The organism is Telluria sp. PB2R4, assembly GCF_059685695.1.
Map to the genome: position 1 here is coordinate 38,866 of NZ_JCASIC010000008.1, position 21,935 is coordinate 60,800.

At 66.7% G+C, this 21,935-nt stretch carries 17 protein-coding genes and 1 other RNA gene; 7 read left to right on the forward strand and 11 right to left on the reverse strand.

Translation table 11 applies throughout. The features are described from left to right. Positions 1-6: 6 nt before the first annotated feature. Positions 7-2,730, reverse strand: coding sequence for an alpha-1,6-glucosidase domain-containing protein (locus tag AC56LU_RS14430; protein ID WP_497176302.1), 2,724 nt, complete (start codon positions 2,728-2,730; stop codon positions 7-9). 133 nt (positions 2,731-2,863) lie between these two features. Beyond that, a complete protein-coding gene (locus AC56LU_RS14435; RefSeq protein ID WP_497176303.1) occupies positions 2,864-4,447 on the reverse strand; it encodes a POT-type proton-dependent oligopeptide transporter in 1,584 nt (527 codons plus the stop codon). A gap of 260 nt (positions 4,448-4,707) precedes the next feature. Here AC56LU_RS14435 and AC56LU_RS14440 point away from each other — a divergent pair, with 260 nt between their 5' ends. Genes AC56LU_RS14440 through AC56LU_RS14450 form a run of 3 tightly spaced genes read left to right on the forward strand, consistent with a single transcriptional unit; the run spans position 4,708 to position 8,961 of the window. Continuing rightward, positions 4,708-6,363 (forward strand): alpha-amylase family glycosyl hydrolase, encoded by a 1,656-nt coding sequence (locus AC56LU_RS14440; RefSeq protein WP_497176304.1) that lies wholly within the window; start codon positions 4,708-4,710, stop codon positions 6,361-6,363. Continuing rightward, positions 6,363-8,225: a glucokinase gene (locus AC56LU_RS14445; protein WP_497176305.1), complete on the forward strand. Its 1,863-nt coding sequence runs from the start codon at positions 6,363-6,365 to the stop codon at positions 8,223-8,225. Before AC56LU_RS14440 ends, AC56LU_RS14445 begins: the two co-directional genes overlap by 1 nt. Before the next feature lie 25 nt (positions 8,226-8,250). Then, positions 8,251-8,961, forward strand: a complete 711-nt coding sequence (locus tag AC56LU_RS14450; protein ID WP_497176306.1) for a 2'-5' RNA ligase family protein — start codon at positions 8,251-8,253, stop codon at positions 8,959-8,961. 6 nt (positions 8,962-8,967) lie between these two features. Here the strand turns inward: AC56LU_RS14450 and AC56LU_RS14455 are convergent, their stop codons facing one another. The 7 genes from AC56LU_RS14455 to AC56LU_RS14485 all read right to left on the reverse strand — a co-directional run bounded on the left by AC56LU_RS14455 (position 8,968) and on the right by AC56LU_RS14485 (position 18,369). After that, positions 8,968-11,397: an FG-GAP-like repeat-containing protein gene (locus AC56LU_RS14455; RefSeq protein WP_497176307.1), complete on the reverse strand. Its 2,430-nt coding sequence runs from the start codon at positions 11,395-11,397 to the stop codon at positions 8,968-8,970. Between the two features lie 160 nt (positions 11,398-11,557). Next, positions 11,558-12,040: a hypothetical protein gene (locus AC56LU_RS14460; RefSeq protein WP_497176308.1), complete on the reverse strand. Its 483-nt coding sequence runs from the start codon at positions 12,038-12,040 to the stop codon at positions 11,558-11,560. 44 nt (positions 12,041-12,084) lie between these two features. Further along, entirely contained in the window at positions 12,085-14,124 is a 2,040-nt protein-coding gene (locus AC56LU_RS14465) for a S9 family peptidase (protein WP_497176309.1), read from the reverse strand. 8 nt (positions 14,125-14,132) lie between these two features. Beyond that, positions 14,133-16,004, reverse strand: coding sequence for a hypothetical protein (locus AC56LU_RS14470; protein WP_497176310.1), 1,872 nt, complete (start codon positions 16,002-16,004; stop codon positions 14,133-14,135). A gap of 10 nt (positions 16,005-16,014) precedes the next feature. Next, positions 16,015-16,932, reverse strand: coding sequence for an ABC transporter ATP-binding protein (locus AC56LU_RS14475; protein WP_497176311.1), 918 nt, complete (start codon positions 16,930-16,932; stop codon positions 16,015-16,017). An 8-nt stretch (positions 16,933-16,940) separates the two neighbouring features. Further along, complete coding sequence (locus tag AC56LU_RS14480; protein ID WP_497176312.1) at positions 16,941-17,351, reverse strand: GntR family transcriptional regulator; 411 nt, start codon at positions 17,349-17,351, stop codon at positions 16,941-16,943. A gap of 121 nt (positions 17,352-17,472) precedes the next feature. Beyond that, on the reverse strand, positions 17,473-18,369 hold the full coding sequence (locus AC56LU_RS14485) for a LysR family transcriptional regulator (RefSeq protein ID WP_497176313.1): 897 nt from the start codon (positions 18,367-18,369) through the stop codon (positions 17,473-17,475). A gap of 72 nt (positions 18,370-18,441) precedes the next feature. On the opposite strand from AC56LU_RS14485, the gene AC56LU_RS14490 reads away from it, so the two are divergent. Then, on the forward strand, positions 18,442-18,702 hold the full coding sequence (locus AC56LU_RS14490) for a hypothetical protein (protein WP_497176314.1): 261 nt from the start codon (positions 18,442-18,444) through the stop codon (positions 18,700-18,702). Between the two features lie 52 nt (positions 18,703-18,754). On the opposite strand, the gene groL is transcribed toward AC56LU_RS14490, so the two are convergent. Both groL and groES read right to left on the reverse strand, forming a co-directional pair. After that, positions 18,755-20,401: a chaperonin GroEL gene (groL, locus tag AC56LU_RS14495; protein ID WP_497176315.1), complete on the reverse strand. Its 1,647-nt coding sequence runs from the start codon at positions 20,399-20,401 to the stop codon at positions 18,755-18,757. A 42-nt stretch (positions 20,402-20,443) separates the two neighbouring features. Then, complete coding sequence (groES, locus tag AC56LU_RS14500; RefSeq protein WP_036244728.1) at positions 20,444-20,734, reverse strand: co-chaperone GroES; 291 nt, start codon at positions 20,732-20,734, stop codon at positions 20,444-20,446. A gap of 384 nt (positions 20,735-21,118) precedes the next feature. Between groES and AC56LU_RS14505 the strand changes: the two genes are divergently transcribed. The 3 genes from AC56LU_RS14505 to ssrS all read left to right on the forward strand — a co-directional run bounded on the left by AC56LU_RS14505 (position 21,119) and on the right by ssrS (position 21,916). Continuing rightward, positions 21,119-21,370, forward strand: coding sequence for a hypothetical protein (locus tag AC56LU_RS14505; protein WP_497176316.1), 252 nt, complete (start codon positions 21,119-21,121; stop codon positions 21,368-21,370). Beyond that, positions 21,367-21,678 carry a cell division protein ZapA gene (locus tag AC56LU_RS14510; RefSeq protein ID WP_497176317.1) on the forward strand — a complete coding sequence of 104 codons (312 nt, stop codon included), beginning with the start codon at positions 21,367-21,369 and terminating at the stop codon, positions 21,676-21,678. The genes AC56LU_RS14505 and AC56LU_RS14510 overlap by 4 nt, the downstream gene beginning before the upstream one ends. 57 nt (positions 21,679-21,735) lie before the next feature. Next, positions 21,736-21,916: non-coding RNA, 6S RNA (gene ssrS / locus AC56LU_RS14515), on the forward strand. Positions 21,917-21,935: the final 19 nt, after the last annotated feature.

Genomic DNA, 21,935 nt, shown 5'->3' on the forward strand with positions numbered 1-21,935 from the left:
CGCTGCTTATTCGGCGACGAACACCACCGCGGTGCGCGGCGGCACCGTGAAGCTGCCGCTTGCGCTGTCGAAGCGCGCCTGTGCGGCACGCTTGTCCGCGGCGCCGGCGGCGGCATGCACCGGATGCAGCTTGAGGCGCTTGCCGCGCAGCCCCGCATCGCTCACGGTGTGCGCCACCTTGTCCACGTTCACCAGGTAGCTGATGCCGCCGAAGCGCGCACCCGGATAGCCCTTGCCGTCGATCCACGCTGCCAGCACGGTGGCCTCTTGCTGCGGCCCGGTGTTGAAGAAGCGCAGGCGCTCCACGATGTCGTCGGTCGAGCGCATGCGGAACAGCGTCGAGCTGGCGCGGATCGCCAGCAGGTCGCGGAAGGCGTCGCGCGCAAAGGCGATGTCGGCGGGCGCCGGCTTGAATGCGGCGGCCTTGGCCAGGTAGGGCTTGAGCAGCGGCCAGTCCTTGCCGTTGTCGTCGCTTTGCGGCAGGCCGGTGCCGAAATAGTTGTCCTGGTAGGTCCAGTCGATGCGGTTGAACCAGTCGCCCGAATTGAAGCTGTTCTTGTCCAGCGATTTCGAGCGCAGGGTGTCGATGCCGGCGTGGTAATAGGCCACGCCCTGGCTGAAGGCATTGATCGCCATGCCCAGCACCTGCACGCGGGCTCGCTCGGCCGGGCTGGTATCGACCGGCAGCTTGAGCACGTTGATGTCGAACAGCGTCTGGTTGTCGTGGTTCTCGACGTAGTTCACCACCTCGCCGGGCTGGCTCGCATAGCCGGCCGGCTGGTTGCCGTAGGCGATGTCTTCCAGCCTGCGCCGCTGGCCGTCGAAGGTCTGGAAGGCAAACGGGCGCACCGAACCGGCCAGCCCGACGCGAATCATGTCGGCGGCGCGCAGCAGATCGACTGCCTTGTGTTCGCCGCCTTGTGCGTTGGGGGCTGCATTCGGATCATAAACCAGGCCGTTGATGTAGCCCTGGCGCCGGATCATCGCTTCGCCCGAATCGCCGGCCGAGCCGCCGCGCACCGCATCGCGCGCGCGGTCGCTGAAGGTGCCGATGCCCGAGCCGTTCAGCGACAGCTGCGACGCCTGCACGAAGCGGGCGCCGTCGGCAACTTCACCGAAATTCCAGCCCTCGCCGATCAGCTCTACATGCCGGCCTGCCGCCTTGTCCACCCGTTTCTGCAGGCGCTCCATGGCTTCGCGCGGCTGGTGGCCCATCAGGTCGAAGCGGAAGGAGTCGATCTTGTAGTGACGGGTCCACAACTCGGCCGAGTCGATCATCAGCCTGGCCATCATCATGTTTTCCGTTGCCGTGTTGTCGCAGCAGGTCGAGCGCTCGATGCCGCCCGCCGCGTTCAGGCGGTGGTAGTAGCCCGGCACCACGCGGTCGAGCACCGATTTTTCATTCTGCCCGGCGATGAAGGTATGGTTGTAGACGACGTCGGTGCCGACGCGCAGGCCGGCCTTGTGCAGGTCCATCACCATCTGGCGGAACTCCAGGATGCGGCGCGCGCCATCAAGCGAATCGCTGGCGTAGCTGCCCTCCAGTGCGTTGTAGTGGTAGGGGTCGTAGCCCCAGTTGAAGCAGTCGGTATCCGCGGTCTTGCGGACGAGCGCCTGCTGGAGCTCGCCATCCGGCGCGCCGGCGGGGGCGGGCACTGCGCAATCCTTTTCCGGGACGCTGCCCAGGTCGTACACCGGCAGCAGGTGGATGTCGGTCAGGCCTGACTTGGCCAGGGCCTTCAGATGGCGCATGCCGTTCGAGTTCGCTTCGCCGAACGCAGTGTACTTGCCGCGCTTTTCCACTGGCACGCTCGGGTCGTTAATCGAGAAGTCGCGCACATGCAGTTCGTAGATGACCATGTCGGTCTGCGCCTTGACCGTGTTCGGCGGTCGCGTCGCGTCCCACCCCTTCGGCTTGAGCTTCGCCGCGTCCAGGTCGGCCACGTAGCTGCGCTTCGAGTCGGTGGTGAGGCTGACGGAATAGGGATCGGTGACGAGGTTGCGCACCAGCCCCATGCCGTCCACCGCCACGTCGACCGCATAGCGGTAATAGCTGCCGGAGAGGTCACGTGGAACTTGTGCGTTCCAGGCGCCGGTGCGGGCATCGAAAGCCATGTCGTGGACCGCGTTCGCCTTGCCGGTGGCGCTGTCGTAGCTGCAGACCGCGGCGCTGCGCGCGGTCGGCGCCCACAGGCGGAACGTCGTGCGTCCCTTTTTCGGCGTGGCGCCGAGCCCGGGCAGCTCGCCCGCGGCTGCGTACAGGTCGTCCAGTGCGCCCGCCGCCTGGATGCGCGTCGCCGCGCGTACCGTGCCGTCCGCGGCTTCCTGCACCAGCACCAGCTGGCCGCGGTGCAGGTCCTTCAGGCGCGCCACGTCGCCTGCACGCACCGACAACACCGGGCCTGCAGCCACGTACTTGAAGCGGACCGGCAGTTTTGCGAGGGAAGTCTCGAGCGCCAGCGCGCCATCGGCGCCTTCCACCTTCGCGCCGGGTTTGGCAACGATGGCGGCCTTGGCCGAGTGGTACAGGCGGAAGCCGCCATTTGCGTCGGCGCCGGGCCAGGTTAGTTGCCGGCGGTCGAGCCAGACCGCACGCGCTTCCAACGTGGCGCTGGAGGCGTGCAGGACCTGCTGGAACGACGGATCGTCGCAAGTGGCGAGGGGCACCGCAGCGTGTGCGGACGAGGCGAGGGCGGCGGCTGCCACGGCAATATAGCGAAGTCTGGTCATTGTAGGGTGGGCGGGTCTCCCGCCCACGCGTTCAAGCGGCGGTAGTCCTGTCAATAAAAAGGATGGATTCAGCGACGGTTGAACGCGCGGACGGCATAGCCGTCCACCCTACGAACATCGTCGCACCGAGGTATCAAGCGCGGTAGTGGTCGACCATCTTGTAGCGTTTGGCATACAGGGCGAAGGCCAGCGCGGCCAGCATGGCGAATGCGGCAAAGAAGAACATCTGGAAGGCCATCAGGCCCACGCCCGAGCTTTCGATGCTGGCGATGACGCCGGGGTCCTTCACGCCCTTGTTCACGATCAGCACCCACAGGTTGCCGACGGTGACGGCCAGCGACCACAGGGCCATGATGATGCCCTTCATCGCGGCCGGCGCCTGGCTATAGGCGAATTCCAGGCCGGTGGCCGAGACCAGCACCTCGCCCAGGGTCAGCAGGGCATAGGGCAGGATCTGCCAGGCGATCGATACCGCGTCGCCGGCGTCGATCTGCAGCTGCAGCCAGCCGACCGCGATCCAGGCCAGCGCCGAGAAGGCGATGCCGGCGGTCATGCGGCGCAGGGCGGTGGGCTCCACGCCCATCTTGCGGATCAGCGGGAACAGCACGATGTTGTTGAAGGGGATGAGCAGCATCACCAGCAGCGGATTGAGCGCCTGCATCTGGGCCGGCAGCACGCTGAAGCTGAAGCCGAGCAGGCTGACCTCGGTGGTCATGTCGTTGGCCTGCACGATCCAGGTCGAGGCCTTCTGGTCGAACAGCGACCAGAACGGCGTGACCAGCGCGAACACGATCAGGATGCGCAGCACCGCGCGCACGCCGTCCACCGCAAGGTCGGGGTGGATGCCGCGTGCGCGTTCGAGCTGCATCGATGCGCCGATGCCGACTGCGGCGATCAGGATGACGAGCGCCGTGCAGGCGGAGATCACGAAACCCCAGTTCGGGATTTGCAGCAGCGATGCGAAGGCAGCGACCAGGCCTGCCACGGCAACGGCCAGGCCAGGACGGCCCTGGCCGGGGAACTTCTGCGCCATCAGCGCGCTGCGCACCACGCGCATGAACGAATGTGGGTCGCGCGCCGTCGGTGGCACGTTGACGTACTTCTTGCGGCCGGCCCAGAACACCAGGGTGGCGATGGCCATCAGGATGCCGGGGATGCCGAAGGCCACCGCCGGGCCGTAGTTCTTCAGGAACAGCGGCATCAGGAGCGAAGCGAAGAAGGAGCCGAAGTTGATGATCCAGTAGAAGGCGTCGAACACCAGCTTCGCCTTGCCCTTGTTGGTCTGGTCGAACTGGTCGCCCATGAACGAGGACACCAGCGGCTTGATGCCGCCCGAACCGAGCGCGATCAGGAACAGGCCGAAATAGAAGCCCTTGACGTTGTCCTCGAAGATGGCGAGGCAGGCGTGACCTGCGACGTACACGAGGCTGAGCCAGAGGATGGTGTTGTACTTGCCGAAGAAGCGGTCGGCCAGCCAGCCTCCCAGCAGCGGGAAGAAGTACACCCCGATGACGAAGGTGTGGAACACGTCCTTCGCTTCGCCGGTGCGCATGTTCTCCGGCAGGAAGATCAGCAGCGTCGAAATCAGGAAGGGCGTCAGGATGTTGCGCATCCCGTAGAAGCTGAACCGCTCGCAACCCTCGTTGGCGATGATGTAGGGAATCTGCCGCGGCATGCGCCCGGCGCTTTTCAGTTCACTCGTGGCTGGAGAAGTCATGGCTTCCTCGAAAATCGATACAGACGCGATCCTATGCCGAGGCTGAGTTACTTTGCAATAAAAATATCGCTGCGAAACAAATCAGCTACAAACGATCCGTAGTTTAGCTACTTTCTCAGCGCGATGATCAAATCATGGTTTTTCATAAGTGTTTGAAATAAAAGGATTAAGCTGTTTTGTGAGGCGGAATTGGCCAATTGTAAAGTTCAAGCTCATCATGTATATTCCCTAGAATTCCGACCATTCCTGACGAGCCAGCCATGACCCAGATCTCGACGACCGACAATCCGAACTGGTGGAAAGAAGCCATCATCTACCAGGTCTACCCGCGCAGCTTCCTCGACACGGATGGCGACGGCGTGGGCGACCTGGCGGGCATTACCGAGAAGCTCGACTACATCGCGAGCCTGGGCGTGGACATCGTCTGGCTGTCGCCCTTCTTCACCTCGCCGATGAAAGACTTCGGCTACGACATCGCCGACTACTGCGACGTCGACCCGCTGTTCGGCACCCTGGACGACTTCGACAAGCTGATCGCCAAGGCGCACAGCCTGGGCTTGAAAATCATGATCGACCAGGTGATGTCGCACACCGCCGACACCCACCCCTGGTTCGTCGAAAGCCGCAAGAGCCGCGACAACGCCAAGTCCGACTGGTACGTGTGGGCCGACCCGCTTCCGGACGGCTGCCCGCCCAACAACTGGCTGTCGGTGTTCGGCGGCTCGTCCTGGCAGTGGGATACCCGCCGCAAGCAGTACTACATGCACAACTTCCTGGTGAGCCAGCCGCAGCTGAACTTCCACAACCCGGCCGTGCAGCAGGCCCACCTCGATGCGCAGCGCTTCTGGCTGGAGCGCGGCGTCGACGGCGTGCGCATGGACGCCTGCGTGTTCCACTTCCACGACCGCCAGCTGCGCAGCAACCCGCCGGCGCTGGTGCGCGACACCTCGACCGTCACCGACGTGAATCCCTATGGCATGCAGGCCCACGTCTACGACAAGACCCAGCCGGAGAACGTCGCCTTCCTGCAGCGCGTGCGCGCGCAGCTGGACGAGTTCGGTGCGGTCTCGATCGGCGAAGTCAGCTCGGACGACGCGCTGGCCCAGATGGCCGAGTACACCGAAGGCGGCGACAAGCTGCACATGGCCTACAGCTTCAACCTGCTTACCCCCCAATTCACCGCAGCCCACATCCGCAAGCAGGTCGAAGACTTCAAGGAGCGCGTGAAGGACGGCTGGGCTTCCTGGTCGGTCGGCAACCACGACGCCATCCGCGTCGTCACTCGCTGGGGCGGCGCAGACGGCCAGTCCGCGACCCCGGCGCTGGCCAAGCTGGTGCTGGCGATGCAGCTCTCGCTCAAGGGCACACCCTGCCTGTACCAGGGCGACGAACTGGCCCTGCCGGAAGCCGACGTGCCGTTCGAACTGCTGCAGGACCCGTACGGCATCACCTTCTGGCCCGAGTTCAAGGGCCGCGACGGCTGCCGCACGCCGATGCCGTGGACGGCGCAAAGCCCGAACGCCGGCTTCACGGACGGCACCCCGTGGCTGCCGGTGGCCGAACCGCACCGAGCGGCCAGTGTCGAGCAGCAGGACCGCGATCCGGACTCGATGCTGAACTTCCAGCGCCGCTTCATCGCCTGGCGCAAGACCATGCCGCAGCTGACCCGTGGCGAGATCGTCTTCTTCGATGCCCCGGAACCGGTGCTGGCACTGCGCCGTAACGTCGATGGGATGGACAGCGTGCTGGCCGCCTTCAACCTGTCGAACCGCGAAGTCAGCTTCGACTGGCCGGCCACTGTCGGCGCACGCAAGCTGGACGCGCACGGACTGCCCGGCGAGGCCGCCGGTGGCAAAGTAAGCCTGCCGCCGTACGGCGCCTGGTTCGGCGGCATCGCTGCGGGAGCCGACGCATAATGGGCAGCCAGCAGGATGCGGTGACACTCTCGGCAAAGTCCGCACGTTCGGCCTTCGCCGACGGACCGCGCCTGCTGGCCGACATCGGCGCCACCCATGCGCGCCTGGCGCTGCAGACCGCCCCCGGTGTGTTCAGCGCCGTGCGGGTGCTGTTGTGCGGGGACTTCGAAGGGATCGTTCCCCTCTTGCGCTTTTACCTGCGGGACCATGATGGCCTGAAGTTGCACCACGCCGCGCTGGCCGTGGCCAATCCGATCAGCGGCGACTTCGTGCGCATGACCAACCGCGACTGGCAGTTCTCCACCGACGCGGTGCGGCGCGAACTGGGCTTGACGACGCTCCTGATCGTCAACGACTTCACCGCGCTGGCGATGGCCATTCCCGGCTTCGCTTCCAACGACCTGATGCAGGTTGGGCAGGGCGCGCCGGCGCCGAATGCGGTGGTCGGCGTGCTGGGCCCGGGCACGGGCCTGGGCGTGTCCGGCGTGATCCCGACCGCCGACGGTTTCGTCACCCTGGGCAGCGAGGGCGGCCACGTCAACTTCGCCCCCGCCGACGAGCGTGAGTTCGCCATCCTGCAGACCGCCTGGAAGGAATGGCAGCACGTCTCGAACGAACGCCTGATTTCCGGGCCGGGCATGGAAATCATCCACCGCGCGCTGGCGGCGCGCAATGGCGTGGCTGCGCCCGCGCGCAAGGCGGCCGAGATCATCGCCAGCGCGCTGGACGACCAGGACCCCTTGTGCCTGGAAACCCTGGAATGCTTCTGCGGCATGCTCGGCGGCGCCGCTGCCAACCTGGCGGTGACGCTGGGCGCGTTCGGCGGCATCTTCATCGGCGGCGGCATCGTGCCGCGCATGGGCGAATGGTTCGCGCAATCGCCGTTCCGTACGCGCTTCGAAGCCAAGGGCCGCTTTTCACGCTACCTGGCCGACATCCCCACCTACGTCATCACCACACCCAATCCGGCCCTGCACGGCGTGGCGAGCATCCTGGCCGAGCACCTGCGCGGACGCAGCGGGGCCAATACCCTGATGGAGCGGGTCACGCAGCTGCGTCACAGCCTGAGCCCGGCCGAGCAGCGCGTCGCCAGCCTGGTGCTGGAGCAGCCGCGCCTGGTGCTGAACGAACCGATCGCCGAGATCGCGCGCCTGGCCGACGTGAGCCAGCCGACCGTGATCCGCTTCTGCCGTTCGCTCGGCTTCCAGGGCCTGGCCGACTTCAAGCTCAAGTTCGCCAGCAGCCTGACCGGCGCGATTCCCGTACGCCACAGCCAGGTGCGCACCAGCGACAGCACCCACGACCTGTCGGCCAAGGTGATCGACAATACGGTGTCGGCGATCCTGCGCTTCCGCGACCAGCTCGATGTGCGCGCGCTCGACCGCGCTATCGAACTGGTGAGCAGCGCGCGCCGGGTCGAGTTCTTCGCCATGGGGAATTCGCGCGCGGTGGCGCTGGACGGCCAGCACAAGTTCTTCCGCTTCCGCATCCCGACCTCGCTGTACGGCGATTCGCACCTGTTCCGGCTGGCGGCCGAACTGCTGCAGCCGGGCGACGTCGTCATCGCGGTGTCGAACTCGGGCAGCATCGCCGAGCTGCTGGAGGCGGTGGACATTGCGCGCGCCGCCGGCGCCGACGTGATCGCCATCAGCAACAGCCAGTCGCCGCTGGCGCGCAAGGCGAGCGTGTGCCTGGCGGTGGACCACGCCGAAGACAGCACCGACTTCCTGTCGATGATCTCGCGCATCCTGCAACTGCTGCTGATCGATATCCTCGCGGTGGGGATTTCGGTGGATGGCCAGCACGGCGACGCACAGGGCGCGGACGCACGCAGGCTGTTGATCTCGCATCTCGATAGCTGAGCGATAGCTGGGCGACAATGGCGGCATGACGCAAGACGACACCGCCTCAAGCAGCCTTCACGCCCATTACGACGCCATGTGGGAACGCGCCCATGGTGCGATCGCCGCCGGCGATATCGACCGCGACGAGTGGGTCCTGGCAGGGCTTGACCCACGCCGCGGCCTGACCCTCATCGCGCGACCCGGTCCGGCGCTGGCGGCACGCTTCGACGCATTGCTCGACCGCCTGGCCACCGCCGAGCCGGGGCAGTATCGCCATCCACCCGCCGACATGCATGTGACCATCCTGTCGCTGTTCACCGTCACGATGGATGCGGCCGCCCAGCTGGCGCAGCTGGACGCCTATCGCGACGCCGTGCGCACCGCGCTGGAAGGCATCCCGGCATTCGGGATCGATTTCGGCGGCATCACGCTGTCGCGCGGCGCCGTCATGGCATGCGGCTATCCGCGCGGCGCGGCGCTGGAGAGCCTGCGCGAGCGCCTGCGCGGCCAGCTGAGGGCGCGCGGCCTGGATGGTTCACTGGACGGGCGCTACCGGCTGGTGAGCGCGCATGCGACGCTGTTGCGCTTCGCCGCGCCCTTGCAGCAGCCGGCGCGCTTTGCGGCGCTGCTCGAGGAGCTGCGCCACCAGCCGCTGGGCAGCATGCAGGTCGACCAGCTGGAGCTGGTCGTCAACGACTGGACCATGTCGAGCGGCTCCTTGCAGCAGGTAGACCTGCTGCGCTTGCCGGGCTGAACCGCTTCAGGGATAGGGTGTATACGCGAATCCGTCCGTCATCACGCCCACCAGCGCCGCCTTGTTTTCGGCGCTTTCGCTGAAGCCGACCAGCACGTCGGCCACCGTCAGCGTGTTCGAATCCAGCAGGCCGGTCCACCAATCGATGCCGGCCTTTTCGCCGGGACGCTGCAGCACGTTCTGATAGAACTGGGAGACGATTTCCAGGTTGGTCGGTGCGGCGCCGTACTTCTGCTTGAACTCCGCTGACGCGACGAAGCCTTCGGCAACGCTCTTGAGCGTGGCGCCGACGTCCATCGCATTCATCCAGTAGCCCAGGCCGCCCAGGTCGGGCGTGCGGGCGAAGGCAGCCTGGTAGACGCGGTAGGCCTGGCCGCCAGTGCCGTCGATGTCGAGGGCAAGCGCGCCGTCGCTGAACACCAGGCGCTCGATGTTGATCAAGGTGTCGGTCACGCCGCCGCTGCCCACGCTGAAACCCTCGCCCGTCTTCTTGACGCTGAAGCCGGCGCGCTGGCCCGCGTACACCATCTTGTCCAGGCCGGCGCCGCCGTCGGCGCTGTCGGCGCCCTTGCCGCTGTGGATGGTTTCGTTGGCCGCGCCGCCCGCCACCTTGCCGCCGTTGTCGCCGAAGCGGTAGACCAGGCTGGCGCCGATCCGGTCGGGCGTGGTGTTCAGCAGCACCGAGAAGCCGGCGCCGGTGGCTTCCACCAGGTCGGGCTTGCCGTCGCCGTTGATGTCCATCGAGACCACGTGCTGGTTCGGGGTGCCGTTCCAGCCGAGGGTGAACTTGCCGCTGCCGTCGTTCAGGTAGACGCGCGAGGAGGAGGCGTTCATGCCGTCCACCAGGATATCCTGGAAACCGTCGCCATTGACGTCCAGCGCGGTGGCCGAGAGCAGCCAGGAGGTTTCCTTCCCCGGGCTGAGCGACTGCGGCAGCCGCTGGGCAGTCTCGTCGCGGAAGCGGCCGTTGCCTTCGTTGACGAGCAGCTGGAGATAGGGCAGCTTGTAGAACTCGTCATGGGTGCCGTCATTGGTCAGGCTGACCATCATGTCCGGCAGTGCATCGCCGTTCAGGTCGATGGTTTCGATGCCGATCACGGTCTCGCTGAAAGCGCCGGGCCGGGGCAGGGCGACCGGCGTGGCGTTGGCGAAGCTGCCCTTGCCGTCGTTGAGCAGGACCAGGCTCGGGCTCGAATTCGGCTTCCAGGTGCCGAGCACCATGTCGTCCCAGCCGTCGCCGTTCAAGTCGCGCAACATGGACCAGGTATTGCCGGCGTCGTAGCCGGCCTGGCGCAGGCCGGCGGGCAGCAGCGATTGCGTCGGCGTGAAGCGGCCGGCGCCGTCGTTGATCAGGACCTGATTGGCGTTGCCGGTGGTCTCGTGCAGCGCGTTGACCAGGATATCGATGTGACCGTCGCGGTTGATGTCGCCGAGCGCGGTGCCATGATTCTGCTTCAGGCCCTGCGGCAGCGTCGCGCTGACATTCTCCAGCAGGCCGGTCGCCTTGTTCGAGATGAACAGCGAGTTTTGTCCGCCCGGGAAGGGCGCCTTGTCGAGACCGAAATCCGGCGTGAAGATGTCGGTGATGCCGTCCTTGTTGAAGTCGGCCGCGAAGATGCGCGGGACGTAGTTCACATAGGGGATGCCGCCCTTGAACAGGCTGGCGGTCATGTCGGTGAAGCCGCCCTTGCCGTCGCCGGCCAGGATCTGCAGCGGCACTGCGGTTTCGCCCAGGTCGCCACGGGTGCGGGTCACCAGCAGGTCGCCAAGGCCGTCGCCGTTGAAGTCGCCGGCGCGCAGCTGGTTCACGGCGAACATCTCGAACGATGGCACGACGGTGGCCTGGCGCAGGAAGCCGGTGCTGTCGTCGAACATGTCGCGCGTGTACTGGGCATAGGTGCCGTCGGGGCCCAGCAACTGGATGCTGTTGACACCCTGCAGCGTGTCGGTGCCGGTCTTGAAGCTTGCCTGCTTGACGACGGTGAAGCTGTCGGTGGCGCGCGAATAGCTGATCTTCACTTCGGACGGCTTGACGTCCCAGTACTTGACGGTGTCCTGGCCGCCGCCGCCGACCACGCGGTCCGAGCCGTTGCTGAGCCAGAACTCTTCGCTGGCGCCGCTGCCGATGATCTCGTCGCTGTGGCCGGAATCCTGGATAGTGCGGACGTTGACCAGTTTGTCGACCGTGCCGTAGCCATCCTGGGCGACGCCGGTCGCGAGGTTGACCTTGATGCCGGCGGGTGCGCCCCAGTAGGCAACCCCGGCCCAGGCCTGCAGCGCGGTGATGGTGTCGTTGCCCTGTTCGCCGACCGCGGTGCCGCTGGCGATGACGATGGTGTCGTCGCCCTTGCCGCCGAAGATATTGGTGCCGGCCGGGATGCCGAGCTTGTCCTGGTCGATGGAATCGTTGGCGTCGGTGCCGCGATAGTCTGCCATGGCGTCTGTTCTTATTGAAAAACAGCCATTTAAGTTGCTGCAGCGCAAAAAGTCAAACCCTTCCAGCGCCACTGTGGCGAAGTTGCCATGGCTGCCGAACGGCGGAGAACGGATGTGCTGCGCAGCTCGTCCCAGAGGCGAGATTATGCTGCTTGCGCGCCTAGTCCGCGCTCTTGAGCTCGACGCGCTTGATGTTGCGGCGCCATTCCTGCAGGCTCATCAGGGTATCGGTCTCGGCGTCTTCCACCAGGATCTCCTCGCCCTGGCGCGAAACCAGGAAGCTCTCGCGGCGGCGCACCTCGTCGCTGCGGTTCTCGACAAACGTCAGCTGGTAGTACTGCTTGCCGTTGATCTCGCGCGGCGTCGGATCGTCCTCGATGACCGCGCCATGCGCCTTGCCCTTCGAGCGCTGCTCGATCTGTTCCGACCAGGCCTTCAGCTCCGGGACCGCGAGCAGGGTTTCCATTGCCTGTTCGCGGGTACGCTCGGGCGCCTCCTTGACGACCGCGGGGGCCGGCTTGGGCGCCTCGCGTTCGGCACGCTTGCAGCCGGCCGCCGTCAGCGCCAGGACGAGGGTAGCGGCCAGCAAGGGCAGGGAAGGAGGGATTGCGGCGCGTATCGTCATGAATGACATGGGTGACATGGATGCCTCGGAGGGTGAGCGCGCAGTCTACACCCAGTGTGTTTTTACGGCAACACGCCCAGGGCGCCATTGGTACGCAGGTTGCGGGCAAGGTAGCCGGCGACGGCGGCGCTTGGTGCCGGCGCAGGCGGACCGCCGAGGTAGCGGTGCAGCATCCGCAGCAGCAGGTGCATCTGCGCCTTGCGCGCCACCGGGTTGCGCGGGTTGTGCCCCTCGTCCGGGTCGACCAGCAGGCTGACCGGTTTGCCCAGTTCCTGCAGGCGCGCCACGTAGTCGGCAACCGCCTCCACCTCGACCTTGTCGTCCTTGGCGCCGGCCACCAGCAGCAGCGGCGCGCGCACCCGGTTCGCCAGCCCGTGCGGGGCAGCGGCGGCGATCGGACCCAGCTGCGCCGGGTCGGATGGATCGATTCCCACCGCGGCCAGCACCTGGCGCAGCGGCGGCTGGCCCGGCCGCGCCGGCTCGGCCGCTCCCTGGCGCAGCGCGCGCGCGAAGTCCGTGGGCGGCTGGGTCGCCATTCCGAAGCGGAACATGGTGGGCGTGTGGGTCAGCGCCAGCAGCGTGGCGTAGCCGCCGAACGAGCCGCCGGCGATGCCGAGCCGCCGCGGGTCGCCGATGCCCTGCGCCAGCAGCCAGCGCACGCCGTCGATGATGTCGGCCTGCACGCGGCCGTTGCCGTAGCCGGCGCCCGGCGCCAGCGTGTAGCGCGCGCCGTAGCCGGTCGAGCCGCGGAAGTTCGGCTCGAACACCGCGAAGCCGCGGTTGGCCAGCAGCTGCGCGTTCGCGCTGTAGCCGCCCGTGACGTGGCCCCAGGGGCCGCCATGCACGAAGGTGACCAGCGGCAGCGAGCGGGCCGGCAGGCCGCGCGGCAGGGTCAGGTAGCCGTGCACGGTGAAACCGTCCGAGGCCGCATAGCGCAGTGCGATCCGCTGCGCGAGCTGGGCTTCCGGCGGCATGCCGCCTTTCGCGCGGACGCCGTCGAGCACCGGGTGGAAGGCATGGCGCTGCAGGTCCAGGAGCCAGTAGCGGGCATGCGCCATCCGGGCATTGCGCTCGGCCAGCAGGCAGGCATTCGGCGCGCACGATTCGACCGCCACGCCGCCGTCCGGGAAGCGGCGCGCGATGCTGGCCGCGATGCGCTTGCCATCGGCATCCAGTCCGACCAGGCGCAGGTTCGGCAGCTGGTAGGTGGCCAGCATCGGCTGCCCGTCGCGCGGCGACAGGGTTACGTCGACCAGGTCCGCCAGGCCTTCCGGATCGGTGTGGACCAGGCGCCGGGCGCCGTTGGCGAGCGTGAGCTCGAGCAGCGCCTCGCGGTCGCCGGCATGCAGGGTGCGCATGAACAGGCGCCTGCCGTCGGGCGACAGCGCCAGCGGGACGCAGGTGCGCAGCGGTGCGCAACGGGCGGCTTCGGTCCACGCCTTGCCGCGCCGCTGCAGGATCAGCTGGGTGAAGTCGGCTTCCTGGCGGCGCAGGATGGCGGGCGCGCCGCCTGGCGCGGAAAGCAGGGCGTTCACGGCGCCGCGGCCCTCGACCAGGAGGCTGCGCGCACCGTCGGCGCCGATGCGTACCAGGCGCGTGCCGCGGCCCGCGATGTCCTGCTCCTCGATCAGGGCGTGGCGCGGCATGGCGCGGTCGATCCCGGCGAAGCGCTGCCGTCCTTCCTTGTCGAACATGGCGATCCGGCCGCCGGCGCCGTCGCGCACGCCGATCGCCGCGACGCCGCCTTCCTGCGCCAGGAACAGCACCGTGCCGTCGCGCGACCAGTGCACCCGGTCGTTCGGCTCCAACGCGGCCAGCGGACGCGCCGCTCCGCCGGCCAGCGGCATCACGGACAGCTCGGCTTTGCCGTCGACTTCCTCGACCCAGGCCAGGTGGGCGCCGTCCGGGGCGAGGCGCACCTCGCGCAGGCGTTCCGGGCGGTCGAACAGGCCGGGGTCGAGCAGCGGAGCGCGCGGCAGTGCGGCATTGCGCGCCAGTTCGCTGGACAAGGGCGCAGCGTGGGCGAAGGAGATTGCCAGCAGCGCAGCGCACAGGTGTGCGCCGGCCCGCACCAAGGCGGCGCAGCCAGGATGTTTCATCATCGGTCCCTTCATGCGGCGGCTGGCACGGGGTGTGTGGCGCGTGCTTCGGCGGCAGCGGCAGCGGCGGGGATAGCGCGCGGCGCCAGCACCCACAGGGCGGCGGCACAGGGCGGTCCCAGCACCAGGGCAGCCACGGTCCAGGCCAGCCGGTAGCGCATTGGTTGACATGGTCCGCCACTGCGGCGCAGGCGCCATGCCGCCAGCGCGGCGGACAGCAGGGCTGCGGCCAGCGCCGCCGCGACCACCGCCGGCGGGCGCGCCTGGACCGGCGTTCCCGGCGCGTCCTCGATCAGGCCCTTGTCGAGCAGGCGTTCGGGCAGTGTCACCACGGCGTTGGCCACGGGCGACAGCCACCAGTCCTTGTGCTCGAACAGCAGCGGGAAATCATGCTTGACGAGGCGCGAGGCAACCGGCGTCGCGCGCCCCAGGGCGTCGACGAACAGCACCTGCTGGCGCGAGCCGGTCTCGCCGTTCACCATGCGGCGGCCAAAATTGAAGGAGAGCAGGGTGCCGTCGAGCAGGCGCGCGACGTCGACCCGGTTGAGGTCTCCGAAGGGGCCCGGCAGGGGCACGCTGTAGAGTTCGTCCAGCGCGGCCGGCGCCCTTGCCTGGGCTGCGCCCGGGGCCGGGCGGCGGAACGCGATCAGGCGCTGGTTGGTCAACAAGAAGGGCTGGCGGCCGACTTCCTGCACGCCGCCGGTCAGCTTCTCGGCGCCGCGCACCGTGACCAGCGTATCGGCGCGGCCGGATTCGGAGTCCAGCTGTAACAGGCCTTGCTCCGTCATGAAGAATTTGCCCACGATGAGCGCCGGCGAGTCGAAGGGACGCAGGTCGCCCACCCCGCCCATACCGAACCAGCCGCGCGGCGCATCGGTGTGCATGTCGCGTCCTTCGTACAGCATGCGGTCGTGGTTGAAGGTCCAGGCGATGTTGCGCTTCGGGTCGCCCCACTGCGTCGTGTCGAGGTTGGCGATCGCGCCGCGTACCGGGTGGTCGCGCCCCTCGGGCTGGACCTTGCCCACCTCGAGCAGCGCCAGCTGGCGGCGCCAGTGGGCGGCGCGCGGGTCGCTGGAAGCCGCCAGTGCACGCTGCAGGTTGTCGTTGCCGGACGCGCGCACCAGCTCCCGGTAGCCGCCGACCGGCGCCACCCTGCTGTTGAGCGGGTTCACACCCAGCAGCATCTGGCCGGCCTGGAATGCGGTCGAGCCGCCCCACAGCATGAGCAGGTAGAAGCCCAGCACCAGCGGGATCGCAGTTGCCAGGTGAGCGCCCGCGCCGGCGGGCGGTCCGGTGCGGTCCGGCTTGAAGGCGGTGTAGGCCAGCGCCGCCATCAGGGCCAGGCCGATCGCTTCCGGCGCCAACAGTGCGCCGCCGGATGCGAGGTGCCAGGCCAGCGCGGCCGGCACGAACAGCACCACGAAGGCGCTGCGGCGTCCGCACAGCATCAGGTAGCAGCCGCCCAGCCAGGCGGTGTAGCTCGTGATCAAGAGGTGCAGCGGGATCAGGTAGTGGCGGGTGTCGACGGTGTCCCCGGTGAAGTAGTCGGTGCCGGCCAGCGCCAGCAGGAGCGGGAGCCCGACCGCGACACTCAGGAGGACCAGCGAGGCCAGCGCCAGCGCGCCGAAGATGCGGCCACGCGCCAGCGGACGGTGCATCAGCCACAGCCAGCGGCTGGGCTGGCGGTAGCCGTTGAACTGGACCACCGCGAAGGCAAGCCCGATGGCGGCGATGGGGAGCATCATCACCAGCTGCGCCTGCCAGCGCTGCTGCAGCGGGTTGGCCATGCGGATGGTCAGCTGCAGGATCACCAGCAACACGGCGGCCGCGACCAGGGCCAGGGTGCGAAAGCGCCGGCACTCGCTCAGGAAGAGTTCTTTCATCTCGGGACTTTCAGGCTGCGGCAGAATAGGTGTGGACGCCGGCATGACCGCGCGTGAGGAAGCCGTTGACGGCGCGGTCCAGGCTCACCGGCATCTGCTGCGCGGTGCGCGCGCCCATCAGGCGCAGGCGGTGGCCGAAATCGATGCCGCCGTCGAACACCACCAGGTGGGTCAGGCCGTCGATGACGCGCAGCTCGAGCACCCCGGGCAGGTGCGCCGCTTCCGGCTGGCGGAACGGGAAGTCCGCGATCCACAGGCTCACGCGCTCGCAGAATGCGTCGGGCGCCGACATGTGGCGCAGCACGCCGCGCTCGAGGATGACGAGGTTGTCGGCGACGCGCTCGATCTCTTCCATCTGGTGCGAGCAGTAGACGATGGTGGCGCCGTCGTCCAGGCTGGTCTGCAGCAGGGCGTCGAGGAAGGCGCGCTTGGCTACCACGTCCAGGCCGAGCGTCGGCTCGTCGAGGATCAGCAGTTCCGGGCCCTGCGCCAGCGCCAGCGCCAGGCTCACGCCTGCGCGCTCGCCGCGTGACAGCTCGCTGATGCGCTGGCGGTCGGTCACGTTGAAGTTGGCCAGCACCCGGCGGTAGCGCTCCTCGCTCCACAGCGGGTACAGGCGCCGCTGCATGTTGGCCAGCTCCTGCACCCGCATCCAGCCCGGCAGGGTGTGTTCTTCGTTGACGAAGCCGATGCGCGAGCGCAGCGCCGGGGTGAGGACGCGGCTGTCGCAGCCCAGCACCGAGGCCGAGCCGCTGTCGGCGCAGGCGAAGCCGAGCAGCACGCGGAACAGGGTCGATTTGCCGGCGCCGTTGGCGCCGACGATGGCGTGCACGCCGCCGCGCGGCAGGTGCAGGCTGAGGTGATCGAGGGCCTGCTTGCCCTTGTAAGACAGGCACAGGCTATCGGTACGGATGACGAGGTCGTTCATCATATTCCTTATGCCACCTTGCGCGGCAGGCTGGCCGCCAGTTCGTCGGCGACGCGGTCGAGGACTTCGGCGCCGCTGTAGCCCAGGCCGATGACGTCGCCGGTGAAGCGGTCGACCGCCTCGCCCAGGCGGCGTTCGCGTTCGGCGTCCGACAGCATCTGGCGTGGCTGAAGCACGAACAAGCCGAGGCCGGCGCGTGACTCCACCCAGCCTTCCAGGGTCAATTCGCCGTAGGCCTTGGCTACCGTATTCGGGTTGATCGACAATTGCTGGGCCAGGCCGCGCACGCTCGGCAGGGCGGCGCCGACCGGCAGCTCGCCGCTGGCGATCAGGCGCCGCACGCCGTCGACGATCTGGCGGTTGATCGGGCGGGTGTCGCCGGTGGCGATGTTCAGCATCAAGGGTGTTCGGCGGCTCATGTTGTCTCCTGACTGTACTATTACACGTAGTACAGTAGCGGCGGCCGGAGGTGCTGTCAACATATGCATGGGGAGAAGGGCGCAGAATATGCGCCGTTCATAACGAGGAGAGCGCGGGGAATTACGTCGGCAGCTCGATCGCCGTGCGCAGGAAATCGAACATGGCTTTCATGCGCCCGAGGTAGCGCGTATCGGGATGCGCCAGTACCCACAAGCCGATGTCCAGTTCGGGCAAGGGGCCGTCGATCGTCTGCACGCGCGGATGCGCGCCCATCACCGCCAGCGGCACCACGCCGATGCCCAGGCCGTTCACCACGGCGCCCGCCACCGCCAGCAGGTTGCCGACCTTGTGGCGCGGCGCTGCATGTGGATAGTGGGCGCGGCGCCAAACCTGCGACGGGTGGTCCGGCAGGCTGTCGTCCAGCGCGATCCAGTCCATCTCGCCGACCGGCCTGCCTTCCGGCTGCGCCGCCAGATAGTCGCTGGCGCCGTACAGGGCCGAGCGTACCGTACCGAGCCGGATGCCGACCAGGTGGTCGGGCGGCGCATTGGTGACGCGGATCGCGATGTCGGCTTCGCGCTGGCTCAGGTTGACGAGCACGTTGGTGGTCGCCAGCTCCAGGTGGATGCGCGGGTACAGGGCGGTGAAGCGCGCCAGCACCGGCAGCAGCACGGTGTGCAGCAGCGTGTCGGTCAGGGTGATGCGCAGCAGGCCCGAGGGCTCCGTGGCCTGGTGGAAGGCCGCTTCGCGTGCTTCCTCGAGCTGGGTCTCGATCCGCTCCGCATGGCTCGCCAGCACCCGTCCCAGTTCCGTCGCCGTGTAGCCTTGGCGGCCACGGTCGAACAGCAGCTCGCCGACGTCCTTTTCAATGCGCTTGATGGCGCGGAAGACCGTCGATGTGTCCACCCCCAGGCGCTCGGCCGCACCGGCGAGGGTGCGGCCGCGCTGCAGGGCCAGCACGGTCTCGAGGTCCTGCAGGCCGAGCCCCGATTGCAGATTTGCATAGGATGGTTTCATGATTGCCTATTTTATATGCGTTTTTGCATGGGTAGAGTAGGAACTCCTCAACCCACTTCACAAGGAAGCATCATGAACAACACGCTCCGTTTTTCCCTGCTGCTGGTTCGCCTGTCGATCGGCGCATTCGCGCTGGCGCTGGGCCTGCTGACGCTGGTCGCGCTGCTCGTCCCTCAGTTCGGGGCTGCGCTTGCATTGCAGGGCATGCCGACGCCACTGAGCTGGCCGGCCGCGCTGGCCGAATGCGCGCTCGCGGTGGCCGCGTTCTTCCTGCAGGTGCCCGCGCCATCGCGCAGCGCGCCAGTGCACATGAAAAAAGCCTGCAAGGCGTGAACCTTGCAGGCTTTCTTTGCGGTCGATGGCGCCGGCTGGCGCCATCGAGACATTACATCATGCCGTCCATGCCGCCCATGCCGCCCATGCCACCCATGCCGCCCATGCCGCCGGCTGGCTTGTCTTCGGTGACTTCCGAAACCATGCAGTCGGTGGTCAGCATCAGGCCGGCGATCGACGCTGCATTCTGCAGGGCCGAGCGGGTGACCTTGGCCGGATCCAGCACGCCCATTTCGACCATGTCGCCATAGGTGCCGTTGGCTGCGTTGTAGCCGTAGTTGCCGGTGCCGGCGATGACGGCTGCGACCACGACCGACGGCTCGTCACCGGCGTTCTGGACGATCATGCGCAGCGGCTCTTCCATCGCGCGCAGGACGATCTTGATGCCTGCGTCCTGGTCAGGGTTGTCGCCCTTGATGTCGATGTTCGAGCGAGCGCGCAGCAGGGCCACGCCGCCGCCTGGGACGATGCCTTCTTCCACGGCAGCGCGGGTAGCGTGCAGTGCGTCTTCCACGCGGGCCTTCTTCTCTTTCATCTCGACTTCGGTGGCTGCACCGACGCGGATGACGGCAACGCCGCCGGCCAGCTTGGCCACGCGCTCTTGCAGCTTTTCGCGGTCGTAGTCCGAGGTCGCTTCTTCGATCTGGACGCGGACCATCTTGACGCGTGCTTCGATCGATTCAGCGGCGCCGGCGCCGTCGATGATGATGGTGTTTTCCTTGCCGACTTCGATGCGCTTGGCCTGGCCCAGTTCGTTCAGGGTGACCTTTTCCAGGGTCATGCCGACTTCTTCGGCGATCACCTGGCCGCCGGTCAGGACGGCGATGTCTTCCAGCATGGCCTTGCGGCGGTCGCCGAAGCCAGGCGCCTTGACGGCGACGGTCTTCAGGATGCCACGGATGTTGTTGACCACCAGGGTTGCCAGCGCTTCGCCTTCGATGTCTTCGGCGACGATCACCAGCGGACGGCCGGCCTTGGCGACTTGCTCCAGCACCGGCAGCAGGTCACGGATGTTCGAGATCTTCTTGTCGCACAGCAGGACGAATGGGTTCTCGTGAACGGCAACCTGCTTGTCCGGGTTGTTGATGAAGTACGGCGACAGGTAGCCGCGGTCGAACTGCATGCCTTCCACGATATCCAGCTCGTCGTTCAGCGACTTGCCGTCTTCGACGGTGATGACGCCTTCCTTGCCGACTTTTTCCATCGCCTCGGCGATGCGCTCGCCGATCGAGGTTTCCGAGTTGGCCGAGATGGCGCCGACTTGTGCGATCTCTTTCGAGGTGGTGGTCGGCTTGGCGATCTTCTTGAGTTCTTCGACGGTGGCTGCGACAGCCTTGTCGATGCCGCGCTTCAGATCCATCGGGTTCATACCGGCGGCAACGAACTTCATGCCTTCGCGGACGATGGCTTGTGCCAGCACGGTCGCGGTGGTGGTGCCGTCACCGGCGTTGTCGCTGGTCTTGGAAGCGACTTCCTTGACCATCTGCGCGCCCATGTTCTGCAGCTTGTCCTTCAGTTCGATCTCTTTGGCGACCGAGACGCCGTCCTTGGTGACGGTCGGGGCGCCGAACGAGCGCTCCAGCACGACGTTGCGGCCTTTCGGGCCCAGGGTGACCTTGACTGCGTTGGCGAGGATGTTGACGCCTTCAACCATCTTGGCGCGCGCTGCGTCGCCGAAAATTACTTCTTTAGCTGCCATGTGTTTCTCCGAATTCGTAGATGTTAAGGGGTGAATGCGAGATTACAGGGCCACGACGGCCATGATGTCTTCTTCGCGCATGACCAGCAGTTCCTGGCCATCGACCTTGACGGCCTGGCCCGAGTACTTGCCGAACAGGACGCGGTCGCCGACCTTCACTTCCAGCGCGCGGACTTGGCCGTTTTCCTGCACCTTGCCGTTACCGACGGCGAGGATCTCACCCTGGTCCGGCTTCTCGGCTGCTGCATCAGGAATGATCAGGCCGGATGCAGTTTTGGTTTCCTGGTCGAGACGCTTCACGATTACGCGATCGTGCAGAGGACGAAGGTTCATGCAAAACTCCTTATTTTTCAGTGGTTTGACTAGCTATTCAGTGCCGGCTCCAACATGGTGCCGGCCAGGGAATCTGGTACCGCGGTTGTTAGCACTCTCGACTAACGAGTGCTAACGAGATGTGATTATAGGGACGATAACACCCTATTTCAAGCGGGAATGTGGGGGAGCGAACCGACTTTTTTGCGAAAACACAATTCAATCGACCGGTTGTACACTGTCGCCTCGTGATGTCCATGACAATGGCCGGGCAGGGTACACCGGATGGTGCCGGGAGTGCCGCACGGCTGCGCAGGGAGTCCGCTAGCGGCCCGCTTCCCGTCTCGCGCCGAGTAGAGACGCGATTCGGTTGACGGAAAAACCATCTCAGTCCTATAGTGTCGAATGATTTCCGAATTTCAAGACCTCTCCGATAAGATCGACCGGCTTGCCCAACTGGCCCAGTCGCTGCGCGCCGAAAATTATCTGCTGCGCCAGGCCAACAGCCTGCTGAGCGCGGAGAATCTCGCGTTCAAGGAACGGCTGATCGAAGCCCAGCGCCGCGTCGAATCCCTGCTCGAACAGTTCCCCGCGCCCGATGACGCGGATCCCGAGGACGGCCCTGGCGCCGATGAAGCGCGCGAGGCGACCCAATGATCCATCTCGATTGCACCATCATGGGCCAACCTTACCGCCTGGCCTGCCGCGAAGGCGAAGAGCGCACCCTGCGCGAAGCGGTCAGCTACCTGGACGGCAAGATGTGCGCGCTGCGCGACTCGGGCAAGGTCAAGGGCACCGACCGTATCGCAGTCATGGCGGCACTGAGCGTGGCGGCCGAATTCCTGTCGGTCAAATCGCCCCAGGGCCCGCTGTCGGACATGTCGATCCTGGAAGTCAAGCAGAAGCTCGAAGTGATGCACTCGGTCCTGGACAAGGCCTTGGCGCCGCAGGAAAATCTGTACTGATCGTCGGGTTTGAATCCGGATTCGGTTGACATGGCCGGCCAACAGAGTAAACTCCGCTCTACCCTGCGGTGTTCGAGATTTGTCATATATTCCTTGAACCATTCTTTCGCATAGGTTGTGGGACATGCTTGGTGGGCGCGAGCGTCACTAGTCTGACGAACCCGAAATTGAGCTGACTGCGACCACCTTGAGCCTTTTGGTTCGGGATGCCGGCAATAACGACACAGGCGGGGCTACACACACGAGCGGTTGCGCAC